Source organism: Mangrovicoccus sp. HB161399 (assembly GCF_013184745.1).
Classification (GTDB): domain Bacteria; phylum Pseudomonadota; class Alphaproteobacteria; order Rhodobacterales; family Rhodobacteraceae; genus Mangrovicoccus.
This window is the reverse complement of the sequence record NZ_JAATVU010000011.1, coordinates 18,142-41,000: the sequence shown is the minus strand read 5'-3', so window position 1 is coordinate 41,000 and position 22,859 is coordinate 18,142. Positions and strand designations below refer to the sequence as shown.

24 protein-coding genes are annotated in these 22,859 nt (G+C 68.7%); 15 read left to right on the top strand and 9 right to left on the bottom strand.

What is annotated here, in order from left to right; genetic code table 11:
* Window positions 1-521: 521 nt before the first annotated feature.
* From HCC78_RS08395 to HCC78_RS08370, 6 genes are read left to right on the top strand one after another with little or no spacing between them, the layout of a single operon-like run.
* Complete coding sequence (locus tag HCC78_RS08395) at window positions 522-1,688, top strand: D-alanyl-D-alanine carboxypeptidase family protein (protein ID WP_172328310.1); 1,167 nt, start codon at window positions 522-524, stop codon at window positions 1,686-1,688.
* Window positions 1,685-2,314: a dTMP kinase gene (gene tmk / locus HCC78_RS08390; protein WP_172328309.1), complete on the top strand. Its 630-nt coding sequence runs from the start codon at window positions 1,685-1,687 to the stop codon at window positions 2,312-2,314. Before HCC78_RS08395 ends, tmk begins: the two co-directional genes overlap by 4 nt.
* Entirely contained in the window at window positions 2,311-3,450 is a 1,140-nt protein-coding gene (locus tag HCC78_RS08385; RefSeq protein ID WP_172328308.1) for a DNA polymerase III subunit delta', read from the top strand. Before tmk ends, HCC78_RS08385 begins: the two co-directional genes overlap by 4 nt.
* Entirely contained in the window at window positions 3,450-4,259 is an 810-nt protein-coding gene (locus HCC78_RS08380; RefSeq protein WP_172328307.1) for a TatD family hydrolase, read from the top strand. The genes HCC78_RS08385 and HCC78_RS08380 overlap by 1 nt, the downstream gene beginning before the upstream one ends.
* Window positions 4,256-5,053 (top strand): MBL fold metallo-hydrolase, encoded by a 798-nt coding sequence (locus HCC78_RS08375; protein ID WP_172328306.1) that lies wholly within the window; start codon window positions 4,256-4,258, stop codon window positions 5,051-5,053. Before HCC78_RS08380 ends, HCC78_RS08375 begins: the two co-directional genes overlap by 4 nt.
* Entirely contained in the window at window positions 5,053-5,982 is a 930-nt protein-coding gene (locus HCC78_RS08370) for an AEC family transporter (protein WP_172328305.1), read from the top strand. Before HCC78_RS08375 ends, HCC78_RS08370 begins: the two co-directional genes overlap by 1 nt.
* 9 nt (window positions 5,983-5,991) lie before the next feature.
* On the opposite strand, the gene HCC78_RS08365 is transcribed toward HCC78_RS08370, so the two are convergent.
* Both HCC78_RS08365 and HCC78_RS08360 read right to left on the bottom strand, forming a co-directional pair.
* Window positions 5,992-6,540 (bottom strand): hypothetical protein, encoded by a 549-nt coding sequence (locus HCC78_RS08365; protein ID WP_172328304.1) that lies wholly within the window; start codon window positions 6,538-6,540, stop codon window positions 5,992-5,994.
* Between the two features lie 119 nt (window positions 6,541-6,659).
* Window positions 6,660-7,031 (bottom strand): helix-turn-helix transcriptional regulator, encoded by a 372-nt coding sequence (locus HCC78_RS08360; protein WP_172328303.1) that lies wholly within the window; start codon window positions 7,029-7,031, stop codon window positions 6,660-6,662.
* A gap of 158 nt (window positions 7,032-7,189) precedes the next feature.
* Between HCC78_RS08360 and HCC78_RS08355 the strand changes: the two genes are divergently transcribed.
* From HCC78_RS08355 to HCC78_RS08345, 3 genes are read left to right on the top strand one after another with little or no spacing between them, the layout of a single operon-like run.
* Complete coding sequence (locus HCC78_RS08355) at window positions 7,190-7,972, top strand: ABC transporter permease (protein WP_172328302.1); 783 nt, start codon at window positions 7,190-7,192, stop codon at window positions 7,970-7,972.
* Window positions 7,969-8,715 carry an ABC transporter ATP-binding protein gene (locus HCC78_RS08350; RefSeq protein WP_172328301.1) on the top strand — a complete coding sequence of 249 codons (747 nt, stop codon included), beginning with the start codon at window positions 7,969-7,971 and terminating at the stop codon, window positions 8,713-8,715. Before HCC78_RS08355 ends, HCC78_RS08350 begins: the two co-directional genes overlap by 4 nt.
* Before the next feature lie 5 nt (window positions 8,716-8,720).
* Window positions 8,721-9,149, top strand: a complete 429-nt coding sequence (locus HCC78_RS08345) for a paraquat-inducible protein A (RefSeq protein WP_172328300.1) — start codon at window positions 8,721-8,723, stop codon at window positions 9,147-9,149.
* 269 nt (window positions 9,150-9,418) lie between these two features.
* Here the strand turns inward: HCC78_RS08345 and HCC78_RS08340 are convergent, their stop codons facing one another.
* Window positions 9,419-9,619, bottom strand: a complete 201-nt coding sequence (locus tag HCC78_RS08340) for a hypothetical protein (protein ID WP_172328299.1) — start codon at window positions 9,617-9,619, stop codon at window positions 9,419-9,421.
* 186 nt (window positions 9,620-9,805) lie between these two features.
* Here HCC78_RS08340 and radA point away from each other — a divergent pair, with 186 nt between their 5' ends.
* The 3 genes from radA to purF all read left to right on the top strand — a co-directional run bounded on the left by radA (window position 9,806) and on the right by purF (window position 13,415).
* Window positions 9,806-11,170, top strand: coding sequence for a DNA repair protein RadA (gene radA / locus HCC78_RS08335; RefSeq protein WP_172328298.1), 1,365 nt, complete (start codon window positions 9,806-9,808; stop codon window positions 11,168-11,170).
* A gap of 18 nt (window positions 11,171-11,188) precedes the next feature.
* On the top strand, window positions 11,189-11,743 hold the full coding sequence (locus tag HCC78_RS08330; protein WP_172328297.1) for a CvpA family protein: 555 nt from the start codon (window positions 11,189-11,191) through the stop codon (window positions 11,741-11,743).
* 145 nt (window positions 11,744-11,888) lie between these two features.
* Complete coding sequence (gene purF, locus HCC78_RS08325) at window positions 11,889-13,415, top strand: amidophosphoribosyltransferase (RefSeq protein ID WP_172328296.1); 1,527 nt, start codon at window positions 11,889-11,891, stop codon at window positions 13,413-13,415.
* Between the two features lie 811 nt (window positions 13,416-14,226).
* On the opposite strand, the gene HCC78_RS08320 is transcribed toward purF, so the two are convergent.
* From HCC78_RS08320 to HCC78_RS08305, 4 genes are all read right to left on the bottom strand, one after another.
* Window positions 14,227-14,904, bottom strand: a complete 678-nt coding sequence (locus tag HCC78_RS08320; RefSeq protein WP_172328295.1) for a Crp/Fnr family transcriptional regulator — start codon at window positions 14,902-14,904, stop codon at window positions 14,227-14,229.
* Window positions 14,905-15,065: 161 nt separating this feature from the next.
* Window positions 15,066-15,932, bottom strand: a complete 867-nt coding sequence (locus tag HCC78_RS08315; RefSeq protein WP_172328294.1) for a hypothetical protein — start codon at window positions 15,930-15,932, stop codon at window positions 15,066-15,068.
* A gap of 332 nt (window positions 15,933-16,264) precedes the next feature.
* A complete protein-coding gene (locus HCC78_RS08310; RefSeq protein WP_172328293.1) occupies window positions 16,265-17,329 on the bottom strand; it encodes a hypothetical protein in 1,065 nt (354 codons plus the stop codon).
* A gap of 320 nt (window positions 17,330-17,649) precedes the next feature.
* A complete protein-coding gene (locus HCC78_RS08305) occupies window positions 17,650-18,039 on the bottom strand; it encodes an H-NS family nucleoid-associated regulatory protein (RefSeq protein WP_172328292.1) in 390 nt (129 codons plus the stop codon).
* 423 nt (window positions 18,040-18,462) lie between these two features.
* On the opposite strand from HCC78_RS08305, the gene HCC78_RS08300 reads away from it, so the two are divergent.
* Complete coding sequence (locus HCC78_RS08300) at window positions 18,463-19,152, top strand: hypothetical protein (RefSeq protein WP_172328291.1); 690 nt, start codon at window positions 18,463-18,465, stop codon at window positions 19,150-19,152.
* A gap of 60 nt (window positions 19,153-19,212) precedes the next feature.
* Here the strand turns inward: HCC78_RS08300 and HCC78_RS08295 are convergent, their stop codons facing one another.
* Together HCC78_RS08295 and HCC78_RS08290 are read right to left on the bottom strand one after the other, a co-directional pair.
* Window positions 19,213-20,415, bottom strand: a complete 1,203-nt coding sequence (locus HCC78_RS08295; RefSeq protein ID WP_172328290.1) for a glycosyltransferase — start codon at window positions 20,413-20,415, stop codon at window positions 19,213-19,215.
* A gap of 58 nt (window positions 20,416-20,473) precedes the next feature.
* Window positions 20,474-21,118, bottom strand: a complete 645-nt coding sequence (locus HCC78_RS08290) for a GntR family transcriptional regulator (protein WP_172328289.1) — start codon at window positions 21,116-21,118, stop codon at window positions 20,474-20,476.
* 174 nt (window positions 21,119-21,292) lie between these two features.
* Here HCC78_RS08290 and HCC78_RS08285 point away from each other — a divergent pair, with 174 nt between their 5' ends.
* The gene (locus tag HCC78_RS08285) at window positions 21,293-21,544 is read left to right on the top strand and encodes a hypothetical protein (protein WP_172328288.1); all 252 of its coding nucleotides are present in this window, start codon (window positions 21,293-21,295) and stop codon (window positions 21,542-21,544) included.
* Between the two features lie 90 nt (window positions 21,545-21,634).
* Entirely contained in the window at window positions 21,635-22,846 is a 1,212-nt protein-coding gene (locus HCC78_RS08280) for a UbiH/UbiF family hydroxylase (RefSeq protein ID WP_172328287.1), read from the top strand.
* Window positions 22,847-22,859: the final 13 nt, after the last annotated feature.

Sequence of the window (22,859 nt, the reverse complement as noted above, 5' to 3'; positions counted from 1 at the left end):
TGGCCGCGAAATGATCCCGGAGCCGCCGCAGCGGCTCCCCGGTGCCGCCATGCAGCGGGGCTAGAACAGCCCCATCGCAAGCAAGCGACCAGGTCCCGGGGCCGAGCCTCATTGCCCCCACGCCGCGGAGCCCCGGGACCTCAAGCCTCTCCCCCGAAACTGCAGTCACCGGTTCCTGCTCCCCGCAAGGGACAGCGCCAGTGGCGCAGCCGGCCTTCCGCCGGTCTTCCGGTGCGCATCCGCGGGCTGCCCCATTTCCGCCGCGAAATGACCCGCGGCCCGCCCCTCCGCCTCCCCGGGGCCGCCACGCTGCGGGACTAGAACGTCCCCATCGCAAGCAAGCGACCAGGTCCCGGGGCCGAGCCTCATTGCCCCCACACCGCGGAGCCCCGGGACCTCAAGCCTCTCCCCCGAAAATCCGCTCCGCGGCCCGCCGCAATGTCAGCGAAATGCCGCGCGCGGGTTTGAAGCTGCGCCGCAGCGCGCTATAGAGGGGCAGCACGACCCATAAGGGAGTTCCCATGATCCGTCTGCTGCTCACCCTGGTCTTCCTTCTCCCCGCCTGCACCGCTGCGGTTCCGGCGCGCGCCGAATTCGAGACCCAGGCGACATCCGCCTATGTCGTCGACCTGACGACAGGCACCGTTCTGCTGAACAAGAACGCCGACATTCCGCTGCCGCCCGCATCGATGTCGAAGCTGATGACGGTCTACATGCTGTTCGAAGCGCTGCGCGACAATCCGAACGTCTCCCTCGACACCCGCTTCGGCGTCTCGACCAAGGCGCGCGAGATGGGCGGCTCCACCATGTTCCTCAACGAGCGCGACCGCCCCACCGTGGACGAGCTGCTGCACGGGATCATCGTCCAGTCCGGCAATGACGCGACCGTGGTCGTGGCCGAGGGGCTGGCCGGAACCGAGGACGCCTTTGCGCGGCTGATGAACCAGCGGGCGCAGGATCTGGGCATGACCCAGTCGACCTTCGCAAATGCCAGCGGCTGGCCGAACCCGATCCACCGGATGAGCACGCATGACCTGGCGGTCCTCGCCACGCACATCATCGAGGACTTCCCGGAATACTACGGCTATTTCTCCATCCCCGAATGGGATTTCGACGGCCGCGCGCCGCAGAACCGGTTCAACCGCAACCCGCTGCTCGGGCTCGGCATCGGCGCCGACGGGCTGAAGACCGGCCACACCTCCGAGGCGGGCTACGGCCTGGTCGGCTCCGCCATGCAGGGCGACCGCCGCATCGTCTTCGTGATGTCCGGCCTGCCCTCCGCCGAATCCCGTGCCGAGGAAGGCGAGCGGATCGTCAGCTGGGCCTTCCGCCAGTTCGTCAAGACCGACCTGCTGGAGAAGGGCCAGAAGGTCGCCGCCGCGCCGGTCTGGATGGGCGACGTGCAGGAAATCGGCCTGGTCGCGCCCGAGGATGCCTCGGTCCTGGTGCCGGCGATCAATCTCGGCGAGATGACCGCGACGGTCGAGTTCACCGGCCCGCTCGAGGCGCCGATTGCCGCCGGCGAGCCGGTCGCCGACCTGGTGGTGCGCCGCGAGGGGCTGCCGGATGCGCATATCCCGCTGGTCTCCGACCGCGACGTGATCCGCGGCGGCTTCGTGCCGCGCGTGCGCACCGCGACCAACGTGCTGGCGCAGAAGCTGATCGGCCAGGTGCAGGGGCTGTTTTGAGCCGCGGCCGCTTCATCAGCTTCGAAGGCATCGACGGCTCGGGCAAGTCCACCCAGGCCGGGCGGCTGGCTGCGACCCTGCGGGAGCGCGGCCTGCCGGTGGTGCTGACGCGGGAACCGGGCGGTTCGCCCGGCGCCGAGGAGATCCGCCAGCTGGTGCTGACCGGGGAGCCCGGCCGCTGGTCGGCGGAGACCGAGCTCCTGCTGTTCACCGCCGCGCGGCGCGACCACCTCGAGCGGCTGATCGACCCGGCGCTGGACCGCGGCGAGACGGTGATCACCGACCGTTTCGCCGACTCGACACGGGTCTACCAGGGCAGCACGCGGGGCGACCTGCGCGCTCTGGTCGACCGGCTGCATGAGATGATGATCGGGCGCGAACCCGACGTCACGCTGATCTTCGACATGGACCCGGCCACCGCGCTGGCGCGCACCCGCAGCCCCGGGCGCGCGGGCAGCGAGGACCGGTTCGAGGGCTTCGGGCTGGAATTCCAGGAAAAGCTGCGCGCGGGCTTCCTCGGCATCGCCGCAGCCGCGCCCGGCCGCTGCCGGGTGATCGACGCCGCGGGCGACCCGGACGAGGTTGCCGCGCGGGTGCTCGACGCGCTGGGATGGGCCCCTGCATGAACGACCGCCCCGAGCCGGACCGGCTCCCCGACACGCCCCATCCGCGCGAGACGGCGCGGATCTTCGGCCATGACGCGGTGCTGGCAGAGGTCGCGCAGGCGATCGGCAGCGAGCGGATGCACCATGGCTGGCTGATCACCGGGCCGAAGGGCACCGGCAAGGCTACGCTGGCCTGGGCCATGGCGCGCGCGATCCTGGCCCGCGAGCCCGGCGGCGGCATGTTCGGCCCCGAGCCGGTGCCCGCCGACCTTCATGCCGATCCGGATCACCCGGTCGTCCGCCGCGTCATGGCGCTGTCCGAGCCGCGGCTGAGCCTCGTGCGCCGCCCCTTCGACGAGAAGACCGGAAGGCTGAAGGCCGAGATCCCCGTCGATGCGATCCGTGCGCTGAAGCGGTTCTTCTCGATGTCCGCGACCGACGGCGGAGCCCGCGTGGTGATCGTCGATGCTGCCGACGACATGAACCCGTCCGCGGCCAACGCGCTGCTGAAGCTGCTGGAGGAACCGCCGAGGGACACCGTGCTGATCCTCGTCAGCCATCAGCCCGGGCGGCTCCTGCCGACGATCCGCTCGCGCTGCCGCGTGCTGCGGCTGCAGCCGCTGGCCCCGGCCGCGCTGGCCGACGCGCTGGCGCGCACCGGCGCCGACATTCCCGGCGAACAGGTCGCGGTCGAACGCCTTGCCCGGCTGGCGGGCGGCTCGGTCGGCACCGCGGTCGGGCTCTCCCAGCTCGACGGGCTGGCGCTCTACGACACGATGCTGCGGCTGGCGGCGGGCATGCCCGACCATGACCGCGGGCTGGCGCTGGCGCTGGCCGAGATGCTGGCCCCGCGAGAGGCGGAACCGCAACGGCTGCTGATGCAGGAACTGCTGGGCACGATCCTGGCCGACCTGGCGCGCGCGGGCGTGACCGGACGCGCGCCGGAGGATCTGCCGCCCGAAACGCAGGCCGCGCTGTGCCGCCTGTCGCCGGACCATGCTGCCGCGCAGGCCTGGGCCGGGGCGCAGGCGCGCATCGCCGGGCGGCTGGCCCATGGGACCGCGGTGAACCTTGACCCCGGTAGCCTCATCCTCGATATGATACACACGCTCGACGCCACGGCGTCCCAGGCGCTCTTCCAGACCGGACACGTGTAATGATTGCCCCCTCCAGCCCCCATCTTGTCGACAGCCACTGCCATCTCGATTTCCCGGATTTCGACGGCGAACTGGACGAGGTGATCGCCCGCGCGGGCGAGGCCGGGATCGGACGGATGGTGTCGATCTGCACAAAGCCCGCCGGACTGGAGAAGGTGCGCGGCATCGCGGGGCGCTACGACCAGGTATTCTTCGCCTACGGCATCCATCCGATGAGCGTGGCCGAGCTGCCGATGATCACCGTCGAGGAACTGGTCGAGGTCGCGCAGCACCCGAAATGCGTCGGCATCGGCGAGACCGGGCTCGACTATCACTACACGGCCGAAAGCGCCGCGAAGCAGCAGGACAGCCTGCGGCTTCATATCGAGGCCTGCCGCCGCACCGGGCTGCCGCTGATCATCCATGCCCGCGACGCCGACGACGACATGGCGCGGATCCTGGCCGAGGAATACCGCGCGGGCCGGTACTCCTGCGTGATGCACTGCTTCTCCTCCTCCGAGGCATTGGCAGACGCGGCGCTGGACCTGGGCTTCTACCTCTCCATGTCCGGGATCGCCGCCTTCCCGCGCTCCAAGGAGCTGCGCGCGATCTTCGCCAAGGCGCCGCTGGAACGGATCCTCGTGGAAACCGACAGCCCCTACCTTGCGCCGCCCCCCCATCGCGGCAAGCGCAACGAACCGGCCTATGTCGCCAAGACCGCCGCGGTCGGTGCGGAGGTCTTCGGCCTGTCCCCCGAAGAATTCGCGGCCGCCACCACCGCCAATTTCGACCGGCTCTTCGCCCGCGCCGCGGCCTGGGAAGCCGCATGAGCACGCTCAATGTCACGATCCTCGGCTGCGGCTCCTCCGGCGGCGTGCCGCGGCTGGGGGGCATCTGGGGCGAGTGCAACCCGGACAATCCGAAGAACACCCGCCGCCGCTGCTCGCTGCTGATCGAGAAGGAAGGCTCCGAAGGCACCACACGCGTGCTGATCGACACCGGCCCCGACATGCGCCAGCAGCTCTGGGATGCGGGCGTCGGCGCGCTTGACGGCGTGGTCTACACCCATGCCCATGCCGACCATGTCCACGGGCTCGACGACCTGCGCCAGATCGTCTTCAACACCCGCGCGCGGCTGAATGTCTGGGCCGATCCCGAGACGCAGACGGATCTGCTGGTGCGCTTCGCCTATGCGTTCCAGGCGCCCGAGGGCTCGCCCTACCCGCCGATCCTCAACATGCACACGATCCGGGGGCCGCTCTCCGTCGTGGGCGCGGGCGGCACCGTCACGCTCGTGCCCTTCGACGTGGAGCATGGCAGCATCCATGCCAAGGGCTTCCGCTTCGAGGATGTCGCCTACCTGCCCGACGTCTCGGACATTCCCGAGGACAGCTGGCCGGTGCTGGAAGGCCTCAGGTGCTGGATCGTCGACGCGCTGCGCCGGACGCCGCATCCGAGCCATTCGCATCTGGCGAAGACCCTGGGCTGGATCGAAAGGGCGAAGCCGGTGCAGGCCGTTCTGACCAACATGCATCATGACCTCGACTATGACGACGTCGCGGCCGAGACGCCCGAGCACGTGATCCCCGCCCATGACGGGCTGCGCCTGAGCTTCGCGCTCTGATGGGCGCGCTGATCGAGGTCGTCCTCCCCGTCTTCTTCGTCATCGGCTTCGGCTACCTGGCCGCCTACCGGAAATGGATCAGCACGCCCTCGATCGACGGGCTGATGGTGTTCAGCCAGAAATTCGCGATCCCCTGCCTGCTGTTCCTGGCGATCTCGCAGCTGGACCTGACACAGTCCTTCGACATCCGCCTGCTGGCCAGCTTCTACATCGGCGCGGTCTCGGGCTTTGCCGTCGGCATCCTCGGCGCGCGCTTCCTGTTCGCGCGCCCCTGGGAGGACTGCATCGCCATCGGCTTCTGCTGCCTGTTTTCCAACTCGCTGCTGCTCGGCCTGCCGATCAGCGAGCGCGCCTATGGCGAGGCCTCTCTGGCGGCGAACTTCTCGATCATCTCGATCCACTCGCCCTTTTGCTATCTCGTCGGCATCACCGCGATGGAACTGGTGCGCAATGCCGGGCGGACCCGAGCCGAGACCGCGCGCTCGGTCCTCAAGGCGATGTTCTCCAACTCCTTGATCATCGGCATCGTGCTGGGGCTGATCTTCAACCTCTCCGGCCTGCCGATGCCGGATGTCATGAGCTCGGCTCTGGAGCTGATGCGCCGCGCCGCGCTGCCGGCCGCGCTGTTCGGGCTGGGCGGCGTGCTGGTGCGCTACCGCCCCGAGGGCGACCTGGCCACGGCGCTCTTCGTCGTCGCCGTGTCGCTGATCCTGCATCCCGCGATCACGCTGGGGCTCGGCAACACGCTCGGCGTGCCGCATGACACGCTGAGAAACGGCGTCGTCACCGCGGCCATGGCGCCGGGGGTGAACGCCTATCTCTTCGCCGACATGTACGGCAAGGCACGCCGGGTCGCGGCAACCGCGCTGCTGCTGGGCACCGCCTTCTGCGTCGTCACGGCCTGGGTCTGGCTGCAGCTTCTGGGCTGACGCCCGCGCTCAATGCGCGGTCGGCGCCAGCGGGGCCATCGGCTCCGGCGTCTCGCGCACGGTCACCGGCGCGCCGCCGCCGGGCGCGGGCGCATCGACTGCGGGCATCGCGCGGCCGGCATCGCCGTCCGAAGGCAGCTCCGCCGGGGCGGAGGGCTGGACCGGGCCGCCCGCCGCCGAAGGCAGCTCCGCAGGCGGCACCACGGGCGCGATGCTGTCCCGTCCGGTCGGCGGCATCGGCTGGTCGAGCGGGGTGGTGGCGCCCTGCCCGCCCGAAAGCACGGGCGCCGGATTGGCGGGCGCGGTCTCGGTCGCGCGCAGGCATTCCACCACGATCAGGCTGAACCGGTCGGCGATTTCCTTCGGGATGGCGGCCCAGTCATCGGCCAGCAGCTGCTCCAGCGCGGGGCCGTCGATCCCGGATTCCTGCGCGGTCACGATGGCGCAGTCGCAATAGCCCGGCGTCGCGGCATCCGCCGCTGCGCAGATCTCGTAGGGATCCGCATGCGCGCCACCGGCAGCCCAGAGTGCCGCCGCGATTGCAAATGCCTGCCTCATCGTCCTGTCCGTTCCGGATGCTTTCTGGGGCGCAATATTAACACATGCGGTTCCGGGGAACCACAGGAGCGCCGATGGGCCCTGCCGGGCGGTGCAGCAATGCTACGCGCCGCAGCGGGCTAGCAGGTGCCCGCGCTGCCGCCGCAGCAGGACGCCGCCGCGCAATCGGCGAAGATGTCGTCGAGCGCCGGCCGACAGGCGCCGGGATTGCCGCCGCAGCAATCCTCCATCAGGAAGCCCAGCAGCCCGCGCATCCCTTCCATGTCGGCGAAATAGCGGATCGACCTGCCTTCGCGGCGCGAGAAGATCATGCCCGCCTGGGACAGCACCCAGAGATTGGCCGAGAGCGTGTTCGCCCGCACGCCGAGCCGCGTTCCGATCTCGCCGGCCGCCAGGCCCGCCTCGCCGGTCTGCACCAGAAGCCGGAAGACATCGAGCCGGGTTTCGTGCCCGAGGGCGGAAAGTGCGGCGAGGGTGCGATTCTTGTCCATATTTCCGGGATACCCGAAATGGCCGCTGCCGTCCCGCGCTTTGCCGCGGTCGCAAGCCTGTGTCCCCGCGGCCCCTTGCGGCACACGGCATTTTGCGGCAGGTCTCTGGTCGGGCGGCCTGCAGGGCCAGAGTGCCCGTGACAACGTTAAGGGGTGCCATGGGACTGCTCTCGCCGATCGCCGCTCTGGGACGCAACGTCCTCTCCGCGCTTGCCTGGGTCGGCCGGCTGTCGATCTTCGCCGCCGGAACGGTGCGCCACATCTTCACGCCGCCATGGTATCCGCGCGAGATCTGGCATGCGCTGCTGACCATCGGCTGGCTCAGCCTGCCGGTCGTGGGCATGACCGCGATCTTTACCGGCGCGGCGCTGGCGCTGCAGATCTATGACGGCTCGGCGCGGTTCTCGGCCGAGGCGGTGGTGCCGCAGATCGTCGCCATCGGCATGGTGCGCGAACTCGGTCCGGTGCTCGGCGGGCTGATGGTCGCGGCGCGCGTCGCCTCCTCGGTGGCCGCGGAGATCGGCACGATGAAGGTGACCGAGCAGATCGATGCGCTGGTCACGCTGTCCACCAACCCGATGAAATACCTGACCGCGCCGCGCGTTCTGGCCGCGACCCTGTCGATGCCCGCCCTCGTCGCGGTCGGCGACGTGATCGGCATCATGGGCGGCTATCTGGTTGCCACCCAGCGGCTGGGCTTCAACGCCGCGACCTACATCACCAACACCGTCAACATCCTCAGCTTCGACGACGTGTTCTCGGGGCTGGTGAAGGGCGCGGTGTTCGGCTTCCTGATCGCGCTGATGGGCTGCTACCAGGGGATGCAGTCGGGCCGCGGCGCGCAAGGCGTCGGCAAGGCCACGAAAACCGCCGTGGTCGCCGCATCGGTGCTGATCCTGGCGTCCAACTATCTGCTGACCGAGGTGTTCTTCTCCGCATGATCGAGATCCAGGACATCCACAAGGCCTTCGGGCCGAAAGAAATCCTCCGAGGCGTCAACCTGTCGATCCCGAAGGGCGAGAGCATGGTGATCATCGGCGGCTCGGGCACGGGCAAGTCGGTGACGCTGAAATGCATCCTCGGGCTGGTGCATCCGGACAAGGGCAAGATCCTGGTCGACGGCAAGGACGTCGAGAAGCAGGACCGCGAGGAATTCCTGTCCCGCTTCGGCATGCTGTTCCAGGGCGGCGCGCTGTTCGACAGCCTGCATGTCTGGGAAAACGTCGCCTTCCGGCTGCTGCGCGGCAAGCTCAAGCGCCCGAAGAAGGAGGCGCGAGAGATCGCCATCGAGAAGCTGCGCCGCGTCGGCCTGACCCCGGATGTCGCCGACCAGTACCCGGCCGAGCTGTCGGGCGGCATGCAGAAGCGCGTCGGGCTGGCCCGCGCCATCGCCGCCGAGCCCGAGATCATCTTCTTCGACGAGCCCACCACCGGCCTGGACCCGATCATGTCCGGGGTGATCAACGACCTGATCCGCGAGATCGTGGTGGAAATGGGCGCGACGGCCATGACCATCACCCATGACATGACCTCGGTGCGCGCGATCGCCGACAAGGTGGCGATGCTCCATGGCGGCAAGATCCGCTGGACCGGCCCGGTCTCCGAGCTGGATACCTGCGGCGACCCCTATGTCCACCAGTTCGTCTCCGGCTCCGCCGAAGGCCCGATCGAGGCGGTGCGCTGAGGCAGATGTCCCGCCTCGCGCGCTGGCTGAACCTCGCCCTGCTGATCGCCTTTCCGGTCGCCTGGGCGGCGCCGCTCCTGCGCGCCGGGCTGCTGCCCTTCTTCGGGCTGGGCGAGATCAGCATCCTGTCCGGCATCGCCAGCCTCTGGCAGACCGACCGGGCGCTGGCCGCCCTCGTCGCGCTTTTCGCGCTGGTGGCGCCCTACGCGAAGATCCTCGCCTCCGAGGCGATGGCGCGCGGCTGGCTGACCCGCCGGGCAAAGCCGGTGGTGGCGGTCATGGCCCGGCTGGCAATGGCCGACATCTTCCTGATCGCGCTCTATGTGGTCGTCGCCAAGGGCACGGGCATCGGCCATGTCGAGACCGCCTGGGGCCTCTGGCTCTTCGCCGCCTGCGTGCTGACCTCCCTGGCCCTCAGCTGGCGCAGGGCCTGAGCGGCGCCGGCACCCGGTCCGGTTTCCCCGCCTTGCCGCTTGCCGCCCCAGGACCGACCCTGCGCAGGAAAGCATCCGCGAGGCACGAGGCGCAGCATGACGACATCCGCCCTCAGGGTCGAACTCCTGATCATCGGCTTCCAGTTCGCGATGGTGATCGCCTTCTGGCAGCAGGACGCGCTCCTGCGGCTCTGGCAGGAACATCCCGGCGAAACCGCGCGGATCGAAGCGTTTGCCGCCCCCTTGACGGTTCTGCTGATCGGCGCGTGCTATTCGGCCGGCGCCGCCATCGACGGGATCACCGCCACGCTGCAGACGCCGCTCGACTGGGTGTTCAACGGGTTTCCGGGCAAGGATGACAGTGCATTGCGGCTCCGCCACGGCGAGGCCTTCGCGGCGGTCATGGGCTCGGATTTCGACCAGCGGCTGCTGCGCTCCACCGCGCTGAATCTGGGGCTGGCCTGCATCATTGCCGGCTCGCGGGATCTCGGCTGGGCGGCCGCGGCCCTCGGCTTCGCCGCCCTCCTCGTCGTGGCCGCCTGGCTGCGGCGCCTCATCCGGATCAGCAGAGGCTCGACCGGCTGCGCCGCGCGGCGGAATGCGGCTAGCGCCGCAGCCCCCTTGCCCCCGGCCCCGGCTTCGGGCAACCAGCGGACATGGCTCCGAAACCCCGCCCCTTCGTCTGTTCGTCCTGCGGTGCCGCCCATGCCAAGTGGCAGGGCCGCTGCGATGCCTGCGGCGCCTGGGACACCGTCATCGAGGAACGCCCCCTCGCCGCCGGCCCCGGCAAGTCGCTGGGCGCGCTGCGCGGCAAGACCGTGCCGCTTCTCGACCTCGCCACCGAAGAGGCCCCGCCGCCGCGCAGCGAGACCCGCGTCGACGAGCTTGACCGCGTGCTCGGCGGCGGGCTGGTCCCGGCCTCGGCCATCCTCGTCGGCGGCGATCCGGGCATCGGCAAGTCCACCCTGCTCCTGCAGGCGGCGGCAGCCTTCGCCCATTCCGGGCTGAAGGTCGTCTATGTCTCGGGCGAGGAAGCCTCCGCCCAGGTGCGCATGCGCGCCCAGCGGCTCGGCCTCGGCAAGGCCGATGTCCGGCTCGCCGCCGAGACCAACCTGCGCGACATCCTCACCACGCTGGAAGAGGCCAGGCCCGACCTCGCCGTCATCGACTCGATCCAGACCATGTGGCTCGACACGGTGGATTCCGCGCCCGGCTCCGTCTCCCAGGTGCGCGCCGCGGCGCATGAGCTGACCACCTTCGCGAAATCCCGCGGCACCTCCGTCATCCTCGTCGGCCATGTCACCAAGGAGGGCCAGATCGCCGGCCCCCGCGTGGTCGAGCACATGGTCGACACGGTGCTCTATTTCGAGGGCGAGCGCGGCCACCAGTTCCGCATCCTGCGCGCGGTCAAGAACCGCTTCGGCCCGGCCGACGAGATCGGCGTCTTCGAGATGACCGGGCGCGGGCTGGCCGAGGTCAGGAACCCTTCGGCGCTGTTTCTCGACGGCCGCGGCAAGCCCTCGCCGGGCTCGGTCGTCTTCGCCGGCATCGAGGGCACGCGGCCGGTGCTGTGCGAGCTGCAGGCGCTCGTTGCCCCCGCCCCCGCGGGACAGGCGCGCCGTTCCACCGTCGGACTCGATTCGGGGCGGCTGGCGATGATCCTCGCCGTCCTGGAGGCGCGCTGCGGCCTCTCCTTCGCGGGTCTCGACGTCTATCTCAACGTCGCGGGCGGGCTGAAGATCAGCGAACCGGCCGCCGACCTGGCCGTCGCGGCGGCGCTGCTCTCCGCGCGCGAGGACCAGGCGCTGCCCGAAGGCACCGTCGTCTTCGGCGAGATCAGCCTCTCCGGGGCGCTGCGTCCTGTCACGCAGATGGAAAACCGGTTGAAAGAAGCGGCGAAACTTGGTTTCAGGAACGCGCTGGCCCCTGCGGGCGGCCGGCTCAGCGAAACCTCGGGTCTGAGCGTCTCTCAGGTGTCGGACCTCCCCGCCTTCGTCGGAGAGCAGTTCGGCGCGGGCTGACATCGAAGGAGTGAGTGCATGGACGGGTTTACGCTGTTGGATGCGGGGGTGGCCATCGTCATCCTGCTCTCTGCGCTCCTCGCCTATTCGCGCGGCATCGTCCATGAATCGCTGGCGATCCTCGGCTGGGTCGCGGCGGCCGTCGTCGCCTATCTCTTCGCCCACCAGGTGGAACCGCTGGTCCGCGAAATCCCCTATGTCGGCCAGTTCCTGCAGGACAGCTGCGAATTGTCGATCATCGCCGCCTTCTGCGTCGTGTTCGGCCTCTGCCTGATCGTGGTGTCGATCTTCAGCCCGCTCTTCGCCTCGCTGGTGAAGAATTCGGCGCTCGGCGGCGTCGACCAGGGGCTGGGCTTCCTGTTCGGCGCGCTGCGCGGCATCCTGCTCGTGGCGGTGGCGCTGCTGGTCTATGACCGCGTCGTGGTCTCCTCGACCTTCCCGATCATCGACGACAGCCGCACCGCGCGGGTCTTCGCCGCGGTCGAGCAGGATCTGGAATCGAGCATCCCCACCGACGTTCCGGGCTGGATCCTCGCCCGCTACGAGGCACTGGTGGGCACCTGCGGCCTCTGACTTGGGCCCGCGGCAAGGCGGCGCGCGGCAGCGATCACGTTTGTTAGCGCGCGACACCTTGTTTATGATCCTTTCGTGACACCCGGAACGTTTCGGGTTAATGGGAGCCCGACCTCCCAAAATCCGGATTCGGAGCCCCTAGCCCATGCGCGATGCGACCGAGACCCACGGCAGCGACTGCGGTTTCCCCAGCGAAGAAACCCAATCTGAGCCCGTCTTCTTCAGCAACCCCTTCGACGATGACAAGCTGCGCGAGGAATGCGGCGTCTTCGGCGTGATCGGCACCGCGGATGCCTCCAGCTTCGTCGCCCTCGGCCTGCACGCGCTGCAGCACCGCGGCCAGGAAGCCGGCGGCATCGTCACCCATGCCCCCGGCATCGGCTTCAACTCCGACCGCCGCTTCGGCTACATCCGCGACAACTTCACCTCGCAGGACGTGATCAAGCGCCTGCCCGGGCCGCTCGCCATCGGCCATGTGCGCTATTCCACCGCCGGATCGAAGGGCAACACCCAGATCCGCGACGTGCAGCCCTTCTTCGGAGAATTCTCCATGGGCGGCGCGGCGATAGCCCATAACGGCAACATCACCAATGCCGAGGAACTGCGCCGCGAACTGATCGAGCGCGGCTCGATCTTCCAGTCCTCCTCGGACAGCGAATGCATCATCCACCTGATGGCGCGCTCGCTGCAGAAGGACATCCCGGAACGCATGAAGGACGCGCTGCGCCGCGTCGAAGGCGCCTTCTCGGTCGTCGCGATGACCCGCACCAAGCTGATCGGCGTGCGCGATCCGCTGGGTGTGCGCCCGCTGGTCCTCGGCCGCCTCGGCGAAGGCTGGGTGCTGTCCTCCGAGACCTGCGCGCTCGACATCATCGGCGCCGAGTTCATCCGCGAGATCGAGCCCGGCGAGATGGTCGTCATCTCCGAGAAGGACGGGGTGCAGAGCTACTTCCCCTTCAACCGCGTGCCCGGCCGGTTCTGCATCTTCGAGCATGTCTACTTCTCCCGGCCCGATTCGATTCTCGGCGGCCGCTCGGTCTACGAGACCCGCCGCCAGATCGGCGTGGAACTGGCGCGCGAAGCCCCGGTCGAGGCCGACCTGGTCTGCCCCGTCCCCGACAGCGGCACCCCCGCAGCGGTTGGCTTCTCGGCGGAGTCGGGCATTCCCTTCGCGCTCGGCATCACCCGCAACCAGTACATGGGCCGGACCTTCATCGAGCCGACCGAGCAGATCCGCAACATGGGCGTCCGGCTGAAGCTGAACGTCAACCGCGCGCTGGTGCGCGGCAAGCGGATCATCCTGGTCGACGACTCCGTTGTCCGCGGCACGACCTCGCGCAAGATCAAGGAGATGATCCTCGATGCCGGCGCGGCCGAGGTGCATTTCCGCATCGCCTCCCCGCCCACGGCCTGGCCCTGCTTCTACGGCGTCGACACGCCAGACCGCGACAAGCTGCTGGCCGCGCGCATGTCCGAGGACGAGATGTGCGACTACCTGGGCGTCGATTCGCTGAAATTCATCTCGCTCGACGGGCTCTACCGTGCTGTGGGCGAGTCCCAGGGCCGCGATCCAGCGGCGCCGCGCTACTGCGATGCCTGCTTCTCCGGCGAATACCCGGTCAAGCCGGTCGACATGATCAACCGCGGATTCGAACTCAAGGCCGCCGAGTAAGGCCCTCCGGTCCGCACGCCCTGCCGAACCGGCTCCGGCCGGTTCGCGCGATTGCGCCGGGAGTTCCGGCTGGCGGCCACAGACCCGACCGCCCTGCAACTGAAATTCGAACCTCCGCCACGACTGCCACCGCATTCCGCGGGCCAGGTAGCCGTGGCGAGTTCCGAGTTTTCGGTCCCAACGAAGGACGACTTTGCCGTCATCCCGGAGATTGCTGTGCCCATCTGCGGCTTCGCGGTCCGGGAAACCCTCCATCGCTCCGACGCGGGCGCCCCTGCGGAGCCGCAGCTTGCGCCTCAGACCGAACCGGCAATGCGCACTGAACGCCCCGCGGGGGCCCGCACCCGCGGAAACGGGAAGTCCTCGTCAGCGTCCGTACCGCCCCCGTGACCAAAGAAAATTTTGGACGAGCGGAAACGCTGCGTCGGATGATGCGCGGCGGGAGCGGCCTCCTGCCCGCCGCCGCGCCGCGGTTCCGGCACGGCATCCCCGCCACGATGATGCCGTTGGACATCCGGCGCGCCCGGAGCAAGGGCCGGAAGCGCTCCCCGCATGCTGCGCACGAGATCGCGCTAGCGCCCGGCAAACGTGACCGCGGCGCACAGCGGACTGCCGCGATTTTCCAAGTGAGCAATGCAGCGGTGCCACTGCTTCGAAGGCAAGGTCATGCGCGGGCAGCGCCAATCCGGGAGTTCGTGCCGACCGGCGGGCCCGGCGAGCCGCCCCCGGGGACCGGACCAGCGGCAGCATGGCCAGCCGGCATCCCGAGCGCAGACCGGAAGCCAGCCGGACAGCAGCGGCGATGTCCGGCTCAGAGCACGTCAGACAGCATGTCGGGGTCGAGGATCTCGATCTTCCGGCGCGCAGTCCGGATTGCGCCGCGCTTTGCCAGCCGGCTCATCGAGCGGGAGACCATCTCGCGGTTCGCGCCGATCGAGCCCGCGATCTCCAGATGCGTCGGCGCATCGGAAATCACCGCGCCCGGCTGCAGGCTGCCGGCCTGCAGAGACAGGCGCATGAGATAGGCACAGAGCCTTTGCTCGATCGAATAGGTCGAAAGCTCGTGCGCCTTCTGGGTCAGGTCGCGGATCCGCGCCACCAGGTCGCGCATCACCCGGCTGCGGATCTCGGGCACTTCGTCGATCAGCAGCCGGAAGGAGGCCTCGGAAAGCTGCAGAAGGCGCGACGGAGCCCGCGCGAAGATCGCCAGCGACCGCGCGCCGCCGTCGATGGCCGACAGCTCGCCGATCAGCGCTCCAGTCCCGATGCGGGTATAGACCACCTCGCGGCCATCCTCGGTCCAGTAGACGGCGAGCAGCGCACCGGACAGGAGGAAATAGACATCGCGGCCCGGATCCTCGCGGTCGAAGACCATCTGCCCCGGCGCGAAGCCGGCTTCCGTCCAGCGGAGGTTCAGCCGCTCGAGCTGCTCCGGGACAATGCCCTCGAAAAGCGGCAGACCGGCCCAGACCGGCGCGGACCGGCTCATGCCCGTCCTCCGGCCGCGCCGCCGCTGTGCACGCCCCAACTGCCGCCGATACCTGGCAGCCCTGTCCGACTCTCGAAAACCTTCCGCATCGCCGAGAAATACCTCCCGGCAACGGCGGCGGCAATTCCCCCGAACGGCCGGGGGCCGCGGCAATCCGGCCGCTATTGCACGCGGCGCAGCCGACGCACCGTGCCCGATCCGGGCTCGGACCGCCGCAATTCGTGGAGCAGTTCGCAGCTCCAGCTGTGCCGCCCGTCGCCCGCCCCGCGCAGCGCCAGCGGTTCCTCCGCCGCCAGATCCGCCTGCACCCAGTCCAGCTGGCGCAGCCCGGCCGCCATGTGGCCAAGTCCGCCCACCCCGAGACGCTCCGCGCGTTCCAGCGCGCGCAGCAATTCGACTGGCTCGGGATGCCAGGGCGACAGCCGCTGCATGCGCTCCTTGGAGCTGCCCGCCCAGTCGAGCGCCCGCGCCAGCATCAGCCGGATCGCCGGGATTTCCGGCATGGGCTGGCCGAGAAGTTCCAGCAGCACCAAGGCGTTGACATTGGCCGCCACGTCCACCGGATTGTCCAGCATGTCCGGAACCAGCCAGGTACCGAAGACGTCGTAGTCGTGCCACGGCTCCGAAGCCGCGGTCAGCTGCTCCAGCCGCACCGGCACAAGCGCCTCGCGGTAGATCGCCTGCAGGTCGCCCAGGCTGCGGCGGCCGTAGCGGTGCAGCGTGACCGCGATCAGCGCGGTCGCATCCAGTTCCGGCGGCAGGGCTTCGGCCATCCAGGTCGGCCGCGCTGCGCCGGGATAGAGGCAGAAATGGCCGGGACGGTCCGGGGTTTCGCAGCTTTCCAGGTAATCGAGCGCCGCGGCGATCCCGGCATCGAGCTGGACATCCTCGCGCTGCGGCCAGATTGCATCCAGGCAGAGCGCGGTGACGGCGCCGTTGCTTTCGGCGGAACGGCCGCTGTCTGGCAGAAGCTCCGAGAGGAATGCGCCGTCGGCGCGCTGATGGGCACGGATGAAGCCGGGGGTCATGGGAAGTTCCTTCGCGGGAGCGTGTCGGGACATGCCCGGGCGGGCAAGGCGGGACGGGCGGCTGCGGACGGCTCCCCGGCCGCGGGCCAGTCGGGAAAGAGGCCGCAAGGCCAGGTTTCGGGGGCCATCTCGGGCTGCGGACCCGCGGCGGGGAGGGCCGCGCTCCGCTCCGGCTCCGGGGGCCGGACGGGCACGGATTGCGGCGGATAGGGGATCACTTCCGCAGCGGCCGACGCTCTGCGCCGGGTCAGCCGGACGTCGCCAAGGGCATCCGGGCATTCCCGGAAAGCGGGGGGCTCTGTCATGTCCTTCATTCTTCCCTCTTCGCCGGTTCAGGCCGTCATCGCTGCAACAGGGGCATGGGCGGCAAGCGCGACCGGCCTGCCCTGCCGCGCGCGGACGGCAGGAAACAGGGCGCAGCTGCGGGCCAGCGCGGCCAGCGCCTGCCAGTCCGCCGCGGCCACCCGGAGACCGCCGAGCGCGGGCATCGCCGACGGCTCCGCCCCGGCGCGCAGCGCAGTGCCGAGGGCGGCGAGCGTGTCTGTCTCGGTCCGCCACATCCGCAGGATTTCGGGAAAGCGGTCCGCACGGCCCGAAACCGCCCGGTCGGCACTGTCGACCGTCCGGGTCACGGACGTCGCGAGCGCCGCGGCCTGGGCTGCCGGGCTCAGCCGGGCGCGCAGCCGCGCGATATCATCGAGGAACCGCATCGCGGCATCGCGACCGGGACCGCGGCCAATTTCTCCGGCAGACCCGAGCTCTGACACCAGGGACAGGAACGGGGTCTCGCGCCCCTCCGGTCCGGAGAGCGGCAGGGAAATCGTCACCATGGTCTGGACATGGCCCTGCCGCGGATCGAGCAGCGCCTCCTCCACCGGAGACTGCCAGGAGTCGACATGGGCCTGAAGCGCGGCAACCTTGGCCGCCAGCGCGGCCATTCCCGCCTCCTGCGCCGCGAGCCCGTGCCAGGCACCGCGGAGCGGCTCCTCCAGCCCGGCTTGGGCGCGGCGCATCGCGGCGAGATGTTCCGAGAAGGCGCCTTGCGCCCGCGCCATCCGCGCGGCGCCCGCCGCCGCCAGTCCCTGCAGCATTTCGATCCGTTCGAGCACCGCAATGCGGCTGCCGGACTGCTGGAGGAGCGGCGCGAGCGCGCCGGCATAGGCGGCGAAAGGCGCGAGCAGATCCGACTGGATGGCCGGAACGTCGCCCTGCCAGCGCTGCGCCGCCTGGGAGAGGTCCGCCAGGCGCACCCGCAGCGGCTGCAGCCAGCACGGTTCCGGCGAAAGCTGCCCGATGCGGATCAGCGGCACAGCGCCCGCAAAGGACGTCACGGCCAAGGTCTGCGAGACGGCGCCCGCGAGGGCGCTGCCTGCCTCGCTGTTGCCGGGGCTGAGCATGTGCCTGTTTCTCCTTGCAGCCCCGTCGCGGGGCAGCTTCAAGGAGACGCTAGCAATCGGCCGCGCAGGGTGCTGTGACAAATGACACAGTAAGCCATTCCATCAGACACAAGGCTGAACCGATCCGGCGCGTTGCATCAAGTCGGCGAAACCCGCCCTTCCGGCGGTCGGCCCGGACCGGGCGCGCATTGCGGCTGGAGAAGCAAGGACCGGATTTGCGGCGGGAGGCAAACAGGCGCCCCGGCCGGACCGCACGCCGCATGCGGCGGGTCCGGCTCCGGGGCGGTGCACGGCGCGGCGGCGCGCCGTGAGGAGCGATCTCAGATCGCGAAGTCTTCCAGCGAAGCACCGGCTTCCAGCGCTTCGACCAGCCATTTCGGCTTCCGGCCGCGGCCGGTCCAGGTGTGCTTGGCGTTTTCCGGATGCCGGTATTTCGGCAGCTGGCCCGTCGGAGATGCGTTGGAAGAGGCCATCTGGATCATCTCTTCGAGCGAAACGCCATGCCGCTTGGCAATTTCCCTCATTTCTGCAAGAGCCGCGACTTTTTGCTCTTTTTCCAGTTCGACCATGCGCTTGTCGATCTCGACCTTCAGCTCCTCGAGCTCCTCGCGGGAGAGATTTGAGATATCAACCATTTTATGTCTGCCCTTTCTTATGGGTAATTTTGGGAGGCTCATCGACAAACTACGCCAGCCATCCGCAAATACCATCCTGAATTCCGTGCTAGAAAGAAATGCGGGGCAGCGCAAGAAGAATTGACAATTCGCCGTAATAATACCGGGAACCTTTTTGCGTCTTCCGAAGCAGCCAAATTTTACTTTATCTTAATAAACTACTCATTTCGCGGCGAGTCGCGCCAAGTTATTCGTGCACGCCGGAAATTCCCGCGCTGCGTGCATGCGGCAGCACCTGCCAAAGCCCCGGCCGGTGCAGCTGGCCCCTGCCAGCAAGAGACTGCCGCCGGAACGCCCGGCTGCATGCATTCACCTTTTGCAAGTCGATGTGCGGGCCGATGCCGATTGCGTCCGGCAAGCTCCTCGAAACAGAGCCGGGAACAAATCGGCCGCCCCCCTGTTGACTGGCCGTGACGCGGTTGAAGCCGCGAAAGACGAGACCAGAATTGGAGACCGAAAATGAAAAAGCTGCTGCTTGCCACCACCGTCATTATGTCCATGTCCGGTGCCGCCTTCGCGCAATCGTCCTCCGGCATGGATCGCTCGCAGCTTGAAACCGTGGCCCAGGAGGCTTTCACGGAAGCGCAGATTTCCTATGACGTCGACATGCTCTCCGACGAGCAGCTGGCGCAGATCAAGAATACCGTCGAGGAAAAGGACGGCAGCGACCTGCGCAGCGAGCTTTACGTGATCATCGGCCCGGAAAACGAGCCGAATTATGATCCGGCAGTCGACAATGCCCTTGCCGGGACCGGCGAACCGAACCAGCTTCAGGCGCTTGCTGCGGAAACTCTGGCCAAGGCGAATATCGACTACCCGGTCAGCGACCTCGATCCTTCGCAGCTCGCCGCGATCAAGAACCTGAGCGACGAGGGCACCGCAGGGAACATCGACAACGAGCTCTGGGCGATCATCGGCTACGAGCATCAGCCCGACATCCCCGATCCGATCGGCGACTCGGTCAAGCTGACCCAGGTCGAGCGCGGCCAGCTCGAAATCCTTGCAGAAAACATGCTGGCCAAGACCGGCGTGCCCTATGACGTCGACAAGATTTCGAACTCGCAGCTGGTTCAAATCAAGAACCTGTCCGAGGAAGACGGCGCCTCGCAGGATCTGAAGCTGAAGTCGATCCTCGAAATCGACAGCTGATCGCGGGCACCGTCCGGAAATTCGGGGCCGGGAAAACACTCCCGGCCCCTCTTCGCGTGGCTAGCCGGCGATTTCGGTCGCGAGCTCGGCCAGTTCCTGCGCCCTTGCGGGCCAGATCCAGCGCCGGTCATAGGCGGCAAGCACCCGCCGCCGCGCCATTTCGCCCTTGCGCCGGGCCATGTCGGGATCGTCGAGCAGCCGCGCAATCGCCCGGGCCACCGCATCGGCATCGCGCAGGCCGACGATTTCGGCCATCGAGCCGTCGGTCACCACCTCCCGCACCGGAGGCGTGTCGGACACCACCATCGGACAGCCCACGGCCATCGACTCGATCATCGACCAGCTCAGGACGAAGGGCACGGTCAAGTAGACATGCGCCATCGAGGCCTGCAGCAATTCGCGGTACTTCGCGTAGGGCAGCAGCCCGACGAAATGGATGCGGTCCAGATCGAGATCGAGCTCTTCCAGCATCCGCGCCTTCCAGCTTTCGCCTTCCGGCAGCTTTTCGCCATAGGCGACGCGGTCCTGCCCGGCGATGACCGCATGCATCTTGGGCCGCTGCTTCTGGAGCATCGCCAAGGCGCGCATGAATTCCGGAAATCCGCGATGCGGCTCCATTCCGCGGGTCGCGTAGGTGACCAGTTCCGCATCCTCGGGAACGCCTTCGACCCAGGCCTTCGCGGGCGAGAAAGTTTCGCAGTCGACGCCGTCATGGCGGACGGTCATGCGCTGGCGGTAGGCTTCCGGGAATTGCGCCGCCTGGAATCCGGTCGGGCACCAGATCCGGTCGGCCTGGTCGAAATCCAGGAGCATCGGCAGGTTGCGCGACATGGTATAGGCGCGCCCGTCCTCGGGCCCCTGCGAGGGCTTTTCGCTGCCCAGGTCGCGCGGCGGCCAGCGGTAGTACCATTCGGCGTAGCTGACGAATTTCGTCTCCGGCCAGACCGCCTTCGCGAAACTGCCCGATCCCCAGCCGGAATGCGCCACGACGACATCGGGTTCGGGAATCTTGGCGCGCGCGCGCATCGCGGCATTGGCAAATCCCTGCGCGTTCAGCACCGCCGATTCCAGGCCGCGCAGATAGCGGTGGGTCTGATCGCCCGGCTCGCGATGGGCCCCCATCTTCACCATCCGGCAGCCTTCCGGCGGCTTCGCCGCCTCGGCGGCGGTGAAGAATGTCACGTCCCAGCCGGTCCGGGCCAGATAGGCGCCGAAATGGCCGAATTGCGCGGGGAAATTCTGGTGAGAGAAAATGATCTTCATGACGTGGTTCTGCCATGGCGGAGGCCCTCCGCCTAGAGCCTCCCGCGCGCCGCGCCGCTCAGACCGGCGCTTTTTCCGAATCGAGCCGCAGCCGGGTTTCGAAGGCCTTGGAGATATGGATCTTCAGGGCCTCGTAGGCGCCGTCGCCGTCATGCGCCTCCAGGCAGGCGACGATCTCGTCATGCTCGGCCAGCGCGCGGTCGCCGCGCCCCTCCGCGGCCAGCGAGGTCGAGGCCAGCAGCGCCATGGAGCGGTGCACGAGGTCGAGCTGCTGCACCAGGTAGCGGTTGTGCGAGGCCAGGTGGATCTGCTTGTGGAACCGCCGGTTGGCGCGGGCCAGCGCCTGCGGATCGCCCAGCAGCGCGCGGTCCTCCTCGACCATCTCGCGCAGCACGCGGATTTCCTCGGGCGTGGCATGCTGTGCGGCCAGCCGCGCGGCCAGTCCCTCCAGCTCGGTGCGCACGACATAGAGCTCGGCCATCTGGTTGTGGTCGAGCGAGGCGACGATCAGGCTGCGCCCGTCGCGGGTCAGGAGCGACTGGGTTTCCAGCCGCTGGAGCGCCTCGCGGATCGGCGTCCGCGACACGCCGAAGCGTTCGGCCAGCTCGCTTTCGACCAGGCGGTCGCCGGGACTGTAGAGTCCGGCATCGATCGCCTCGAGGATCAGCGAATAGGCATCCTTGTTCGTTTGCTGTGCACACATGCGGCGGAGCCTGCATCGGTATGCAGCGGGATGCAACGGGGAAAAGGGGGACAGGCACCGGGAAACCGTGTCGCGGGATTGTCAGCGCCCGGGACGAAAATCGGTATGGGATTCGCGGCCATTTTCTGAGATACACGCTTCCTGATGTGATACAGCGATCCCGAGGAAACGCGCATGACCGCCACGGCAACCGACACCCCCAAGGTCTCCAAGTTCGAGAAGATGCTGCACCCGATCCCCTGCATCGGCTGGATGGTGCGCCACGACACCGAGGCGACCTCGACCAATGCTGCCTGGTTCGTCGGGGCGTGGGTCGCGTTCTGGGGCTGCTGCGTGATGCTGTTCGGCCTGCCGGGCCTGATCTTTCCGGCGCTGTTCATGACCTTCGCGATGTTCGCGATCATGATCCTGATTTCGCGCGGGTGACGAACTGACCTCTGGTCCCTGCCCGCGAAGCGTCTAGAAAACCGGCCGACCGGAGGGCGCATCAAGGGCCCCGCAACCGGAGGGCGCATCATGGGCACGGCCAGACAGGAATTCGACATCGTGATCGCAGGGGGCGGCCTGGCCGGGCTTTCGGCCGCGGCCGCCTTCGGCGCGCGGGGCATGCACGTGCTCTGCGTCGATCCGGCGCCGCCCGTCATTGCGGGCGAAGCCGCCGGCGCCGACTGGCGCACCACCGCGATCCTGCAGCCCGGACAGGACCTTCTGTCCGAGGCCGGGCTCTGGACCCGGCTCGCCCCCCATGCATCCGCGCTGAAGGTGATGCGCATTGTCGATGCCGGCGGGCGCGAGATCGTGCCGCGGCTGTCGCGGGACTTCGACTCGGCAGATCTGGGCGAGGCGCCCTTTGCCTGGAACCTGCCCAACTGGCTCATCCGCCGCGAGCTGGCCGCCCGGCTGGACGAGCTGGCCACGGTCGATTTCCGGCCCGGGACCGGCCTTGCCGATCTGGCCACCCGCGAAACCGAGGTCCTGGCGCGGCTGGGGGACGGCAGCTCCGTGGCCGCGCGCATGGCGATCGGCGCGGACGGACGGAACAGCCGGGTGCGCGAGGCGCTGGGACTCGGCGCCCGGCGCATCCGCTACAACCAGAAGGCCCTGGCCTTCGCCGTGCGGCATTCGGTGCCGCACGGCAATGTCTCAACAGAGATCCACCGCTCCGGCGGTCCCTTCACCCTGGTCCCCCTGCCCGACCGGGACGGCAGCCCCTGCTCCGCCGTGGTCTGGATGGAGAGCAATGCCGAGGCCGAGCGGCTGGCCGCGCTGCCGCCCGAAAGCTTCGATGCCGAGGCCACCGCGCGCAGCTGCGGGTTGTTCGGCCCGCTGGAACTGGTGACGGAGCGCAGCCTCTGGCCGATGATGGCGATGATGGCCGACCGCTTCTGCGGCCAGCGCACGGCGCTGATGGCCGAGGCCGCGCATGTCGTGCCGCCGATCGGGGCGCAGGGGCTGAACATGAGCCTCGCCGATCTTGGCCTTCTGCTGGAGCTCTTCGGCACCGATCCCGAGACGCTGGGCGATGCCGCCCTGCTGGCGCGCTACGACCGCACGCGGCGGCCGGAAGTGGCCGCCAGGGTCTTCGGCGTGGACCTGCTGAACCGCATGTCGATGATGGAGCCGCAGCCGCTGCGCGACCTGCGCAAGGCGGGGCTCGGCCTGATCTACGGCATCTCGCCGGTGCGGCGCATCATGATGAAGGCCGGCCTCGGCGCGCGCGGGAAATAGGCGGCCGACCTAC

What these genes read in the sequence shown, in the direction of transcription:
- HCC78_RS08355 (WP_172328302.1), top strand. Translation starts at nt 7,190, where the DNA reads ATGGGACTGCTCTCGCCGATCGCCGCTCTGGGACGCAACGTCCTCTCC.
- HCC78_RS08290 (WP_172328289.1), bottom strand. Translation starts at nt 21,118, where the DNA reads ATGTGTGCACAGCAAACGAACAAGGATGCCTATTCGCTGATCCTCGAG.
- HCC78_RS08345 (WP_172328300.1), top strand. Translation starts at nt 8,721, where the DNA reads ATGTCCCGCCTCGCGCGCTGGCTGAACCTCGCCCTGCTGATCGCCTTT.
- HCC78_RS08280 (WP_172328287.1), top strand. Translation starts at nt 21,635, where the DNA reads ATGGGCACGGCCAGACAGGAATTCGACATCGTGATCGCAGGGGGCGGC.
- HCC78_RS08380 (WP_172328307.1), top strand. Translation starts at nt 3,450, where the DNA reads ATGATTGCCCCCTCCAGCCCCCATCTTGTCGACAGCCACTGCCATCTC.
- HCC78_RS08310 (WP_172328293.1), bottom strand. Translation starts at nt 17,329, where the DNA reads ATGCTCAGCCCCGGCAACAGCGAGGCAGGCAGCGCCCTCGCGGGCGCC.
- HCC78_RS08330 (WP_172328297.1), top strand. Translation starts at nt 11,189, where the DNA reads ATGGACGGGTTTACGCTGTTGGATGCGGGGGTGGCCATCGTCATCCTG.
- purF (WP_172328296.1), top strand. Translation starts at nt 11,889, where the DNA reads ATGCGCGATGCGACCGAGACCCACGGCAGCGACTGCGGTTTCCCCAGC.
- HCC78_RS08395 (WP_172328310.1), top strand. Translation starts at nt 522, where the DNA reads ATGATCCGTCTGCTGCTCACCCTGGTCTTCCTTCTCCCCGCCTGCACC.
- HCC78_RS08375 (WP_172328306.1), top strand. Translation starts at nt 4,256, where the DNA reads ATGAGCACGCTCAATGTCACGATCCTCGGCTGCGGCTCCTCCGGCGGC.
- HCC78_RS08360 (WP_172328303.1), bottom strand. Translation starts at nt 7,031, where the DNA reads ATGGACAAGAATCGCACCCTCGCCGCACTTTCCGCCCTCGGGCACGAA.
- HCC78_RS08340 (WP_172328299.1), bottom strand. Translation starts at nt 9,619, where the DNA reads ATGATGCAGGCCAGCCCCAGATTCAGCGCGGTGGAGCGCAGCAGCCGC.
- HCC78_RS08385 (WP_172328308.1), top strand. Translation starts at nt 2,311, where the DNA reads ATGAACGACCGCCCCGAGCCGGACCGGCTCCCCGACACGCCCCATCCG.
- HCC78_RS08295 (WP_172328290.1), bottom strand. Translation starts at nt 20,415, where the DNA reads ATGAAGATCATTTTCTCTCACCAGAATTTCCCCGCGCAATTCGGCCAT.
- HCC78_RS08285 (WP_172328288.1), top strand. Translation starts at nt 21,293, where the DNA reads ATGACCGCCACGGCAACCGACACCCCCAAGGTCTCCAAGTTCGAGAAG.
- HCC78_RS08350 (WP_172328301.1), top strand. Translation starts at nt 7,969, where the DNA reads ATGATCGAGATCCAGGACATCCACAAGGCCTTCGGGCCGAAAGAAATC.
- HCC78_RS08320 (WP_172328295.1), bottom strand. Translation starts at nt 14,904, where the DNA reads ATGAGCCGGTCCGCGCCGGTCTGGGCCGGTCTGCCGCTTTTCGAGGGC.
- HCC78_RS08370 (WP_172328305.1), top strand. Translation starts at nt 5,053, where the DNA reads ATGGGCGCGCTGATCGAGGTCGTCCTCCCCGTCTTCTTCGTCATCGGC.
- HCC78_RS08365 (WP_172328304.1), bottom strand. Translation starts at nt 6,540, where the DNA reads ATGAGGCAGGCATTTGCAATCGCGGCGGCACTCTGGGCTGCCGGTGGC.
- radA (WP_172328298.1), top strand. Translation starts at nt 9,806, where the DNA reads ATGGCTCCGAAACCCCGCCCCTTCGTCTGTTCGTCCTGCGGTGCCGCC.
- HCC78_RS08300 (WP_172328291.1), top strand. Translation starts at nt 18,463, where the DNA reads ATGAAAAAGCTGCTGCTTGCCACCACCGTCATTATGTCCATGTCCGGT.
- HCC78_RS08315 (WP_172328294.1), bottom strand. Translation starts at nt 15,932, where the DNA reads ATGACCCCCGGCTTCATCCGTGCCCATCAGCGCGCCGACGGCGCATTC.
- HCC78_RS08305 (WP_172328292.1), bottom strand. Translation starts at nt 18,039, where the DNA reads ATGGTATTTGCGGATGGCTGGCGTAGTTTGTCGATGAGCCTCCCAAAA.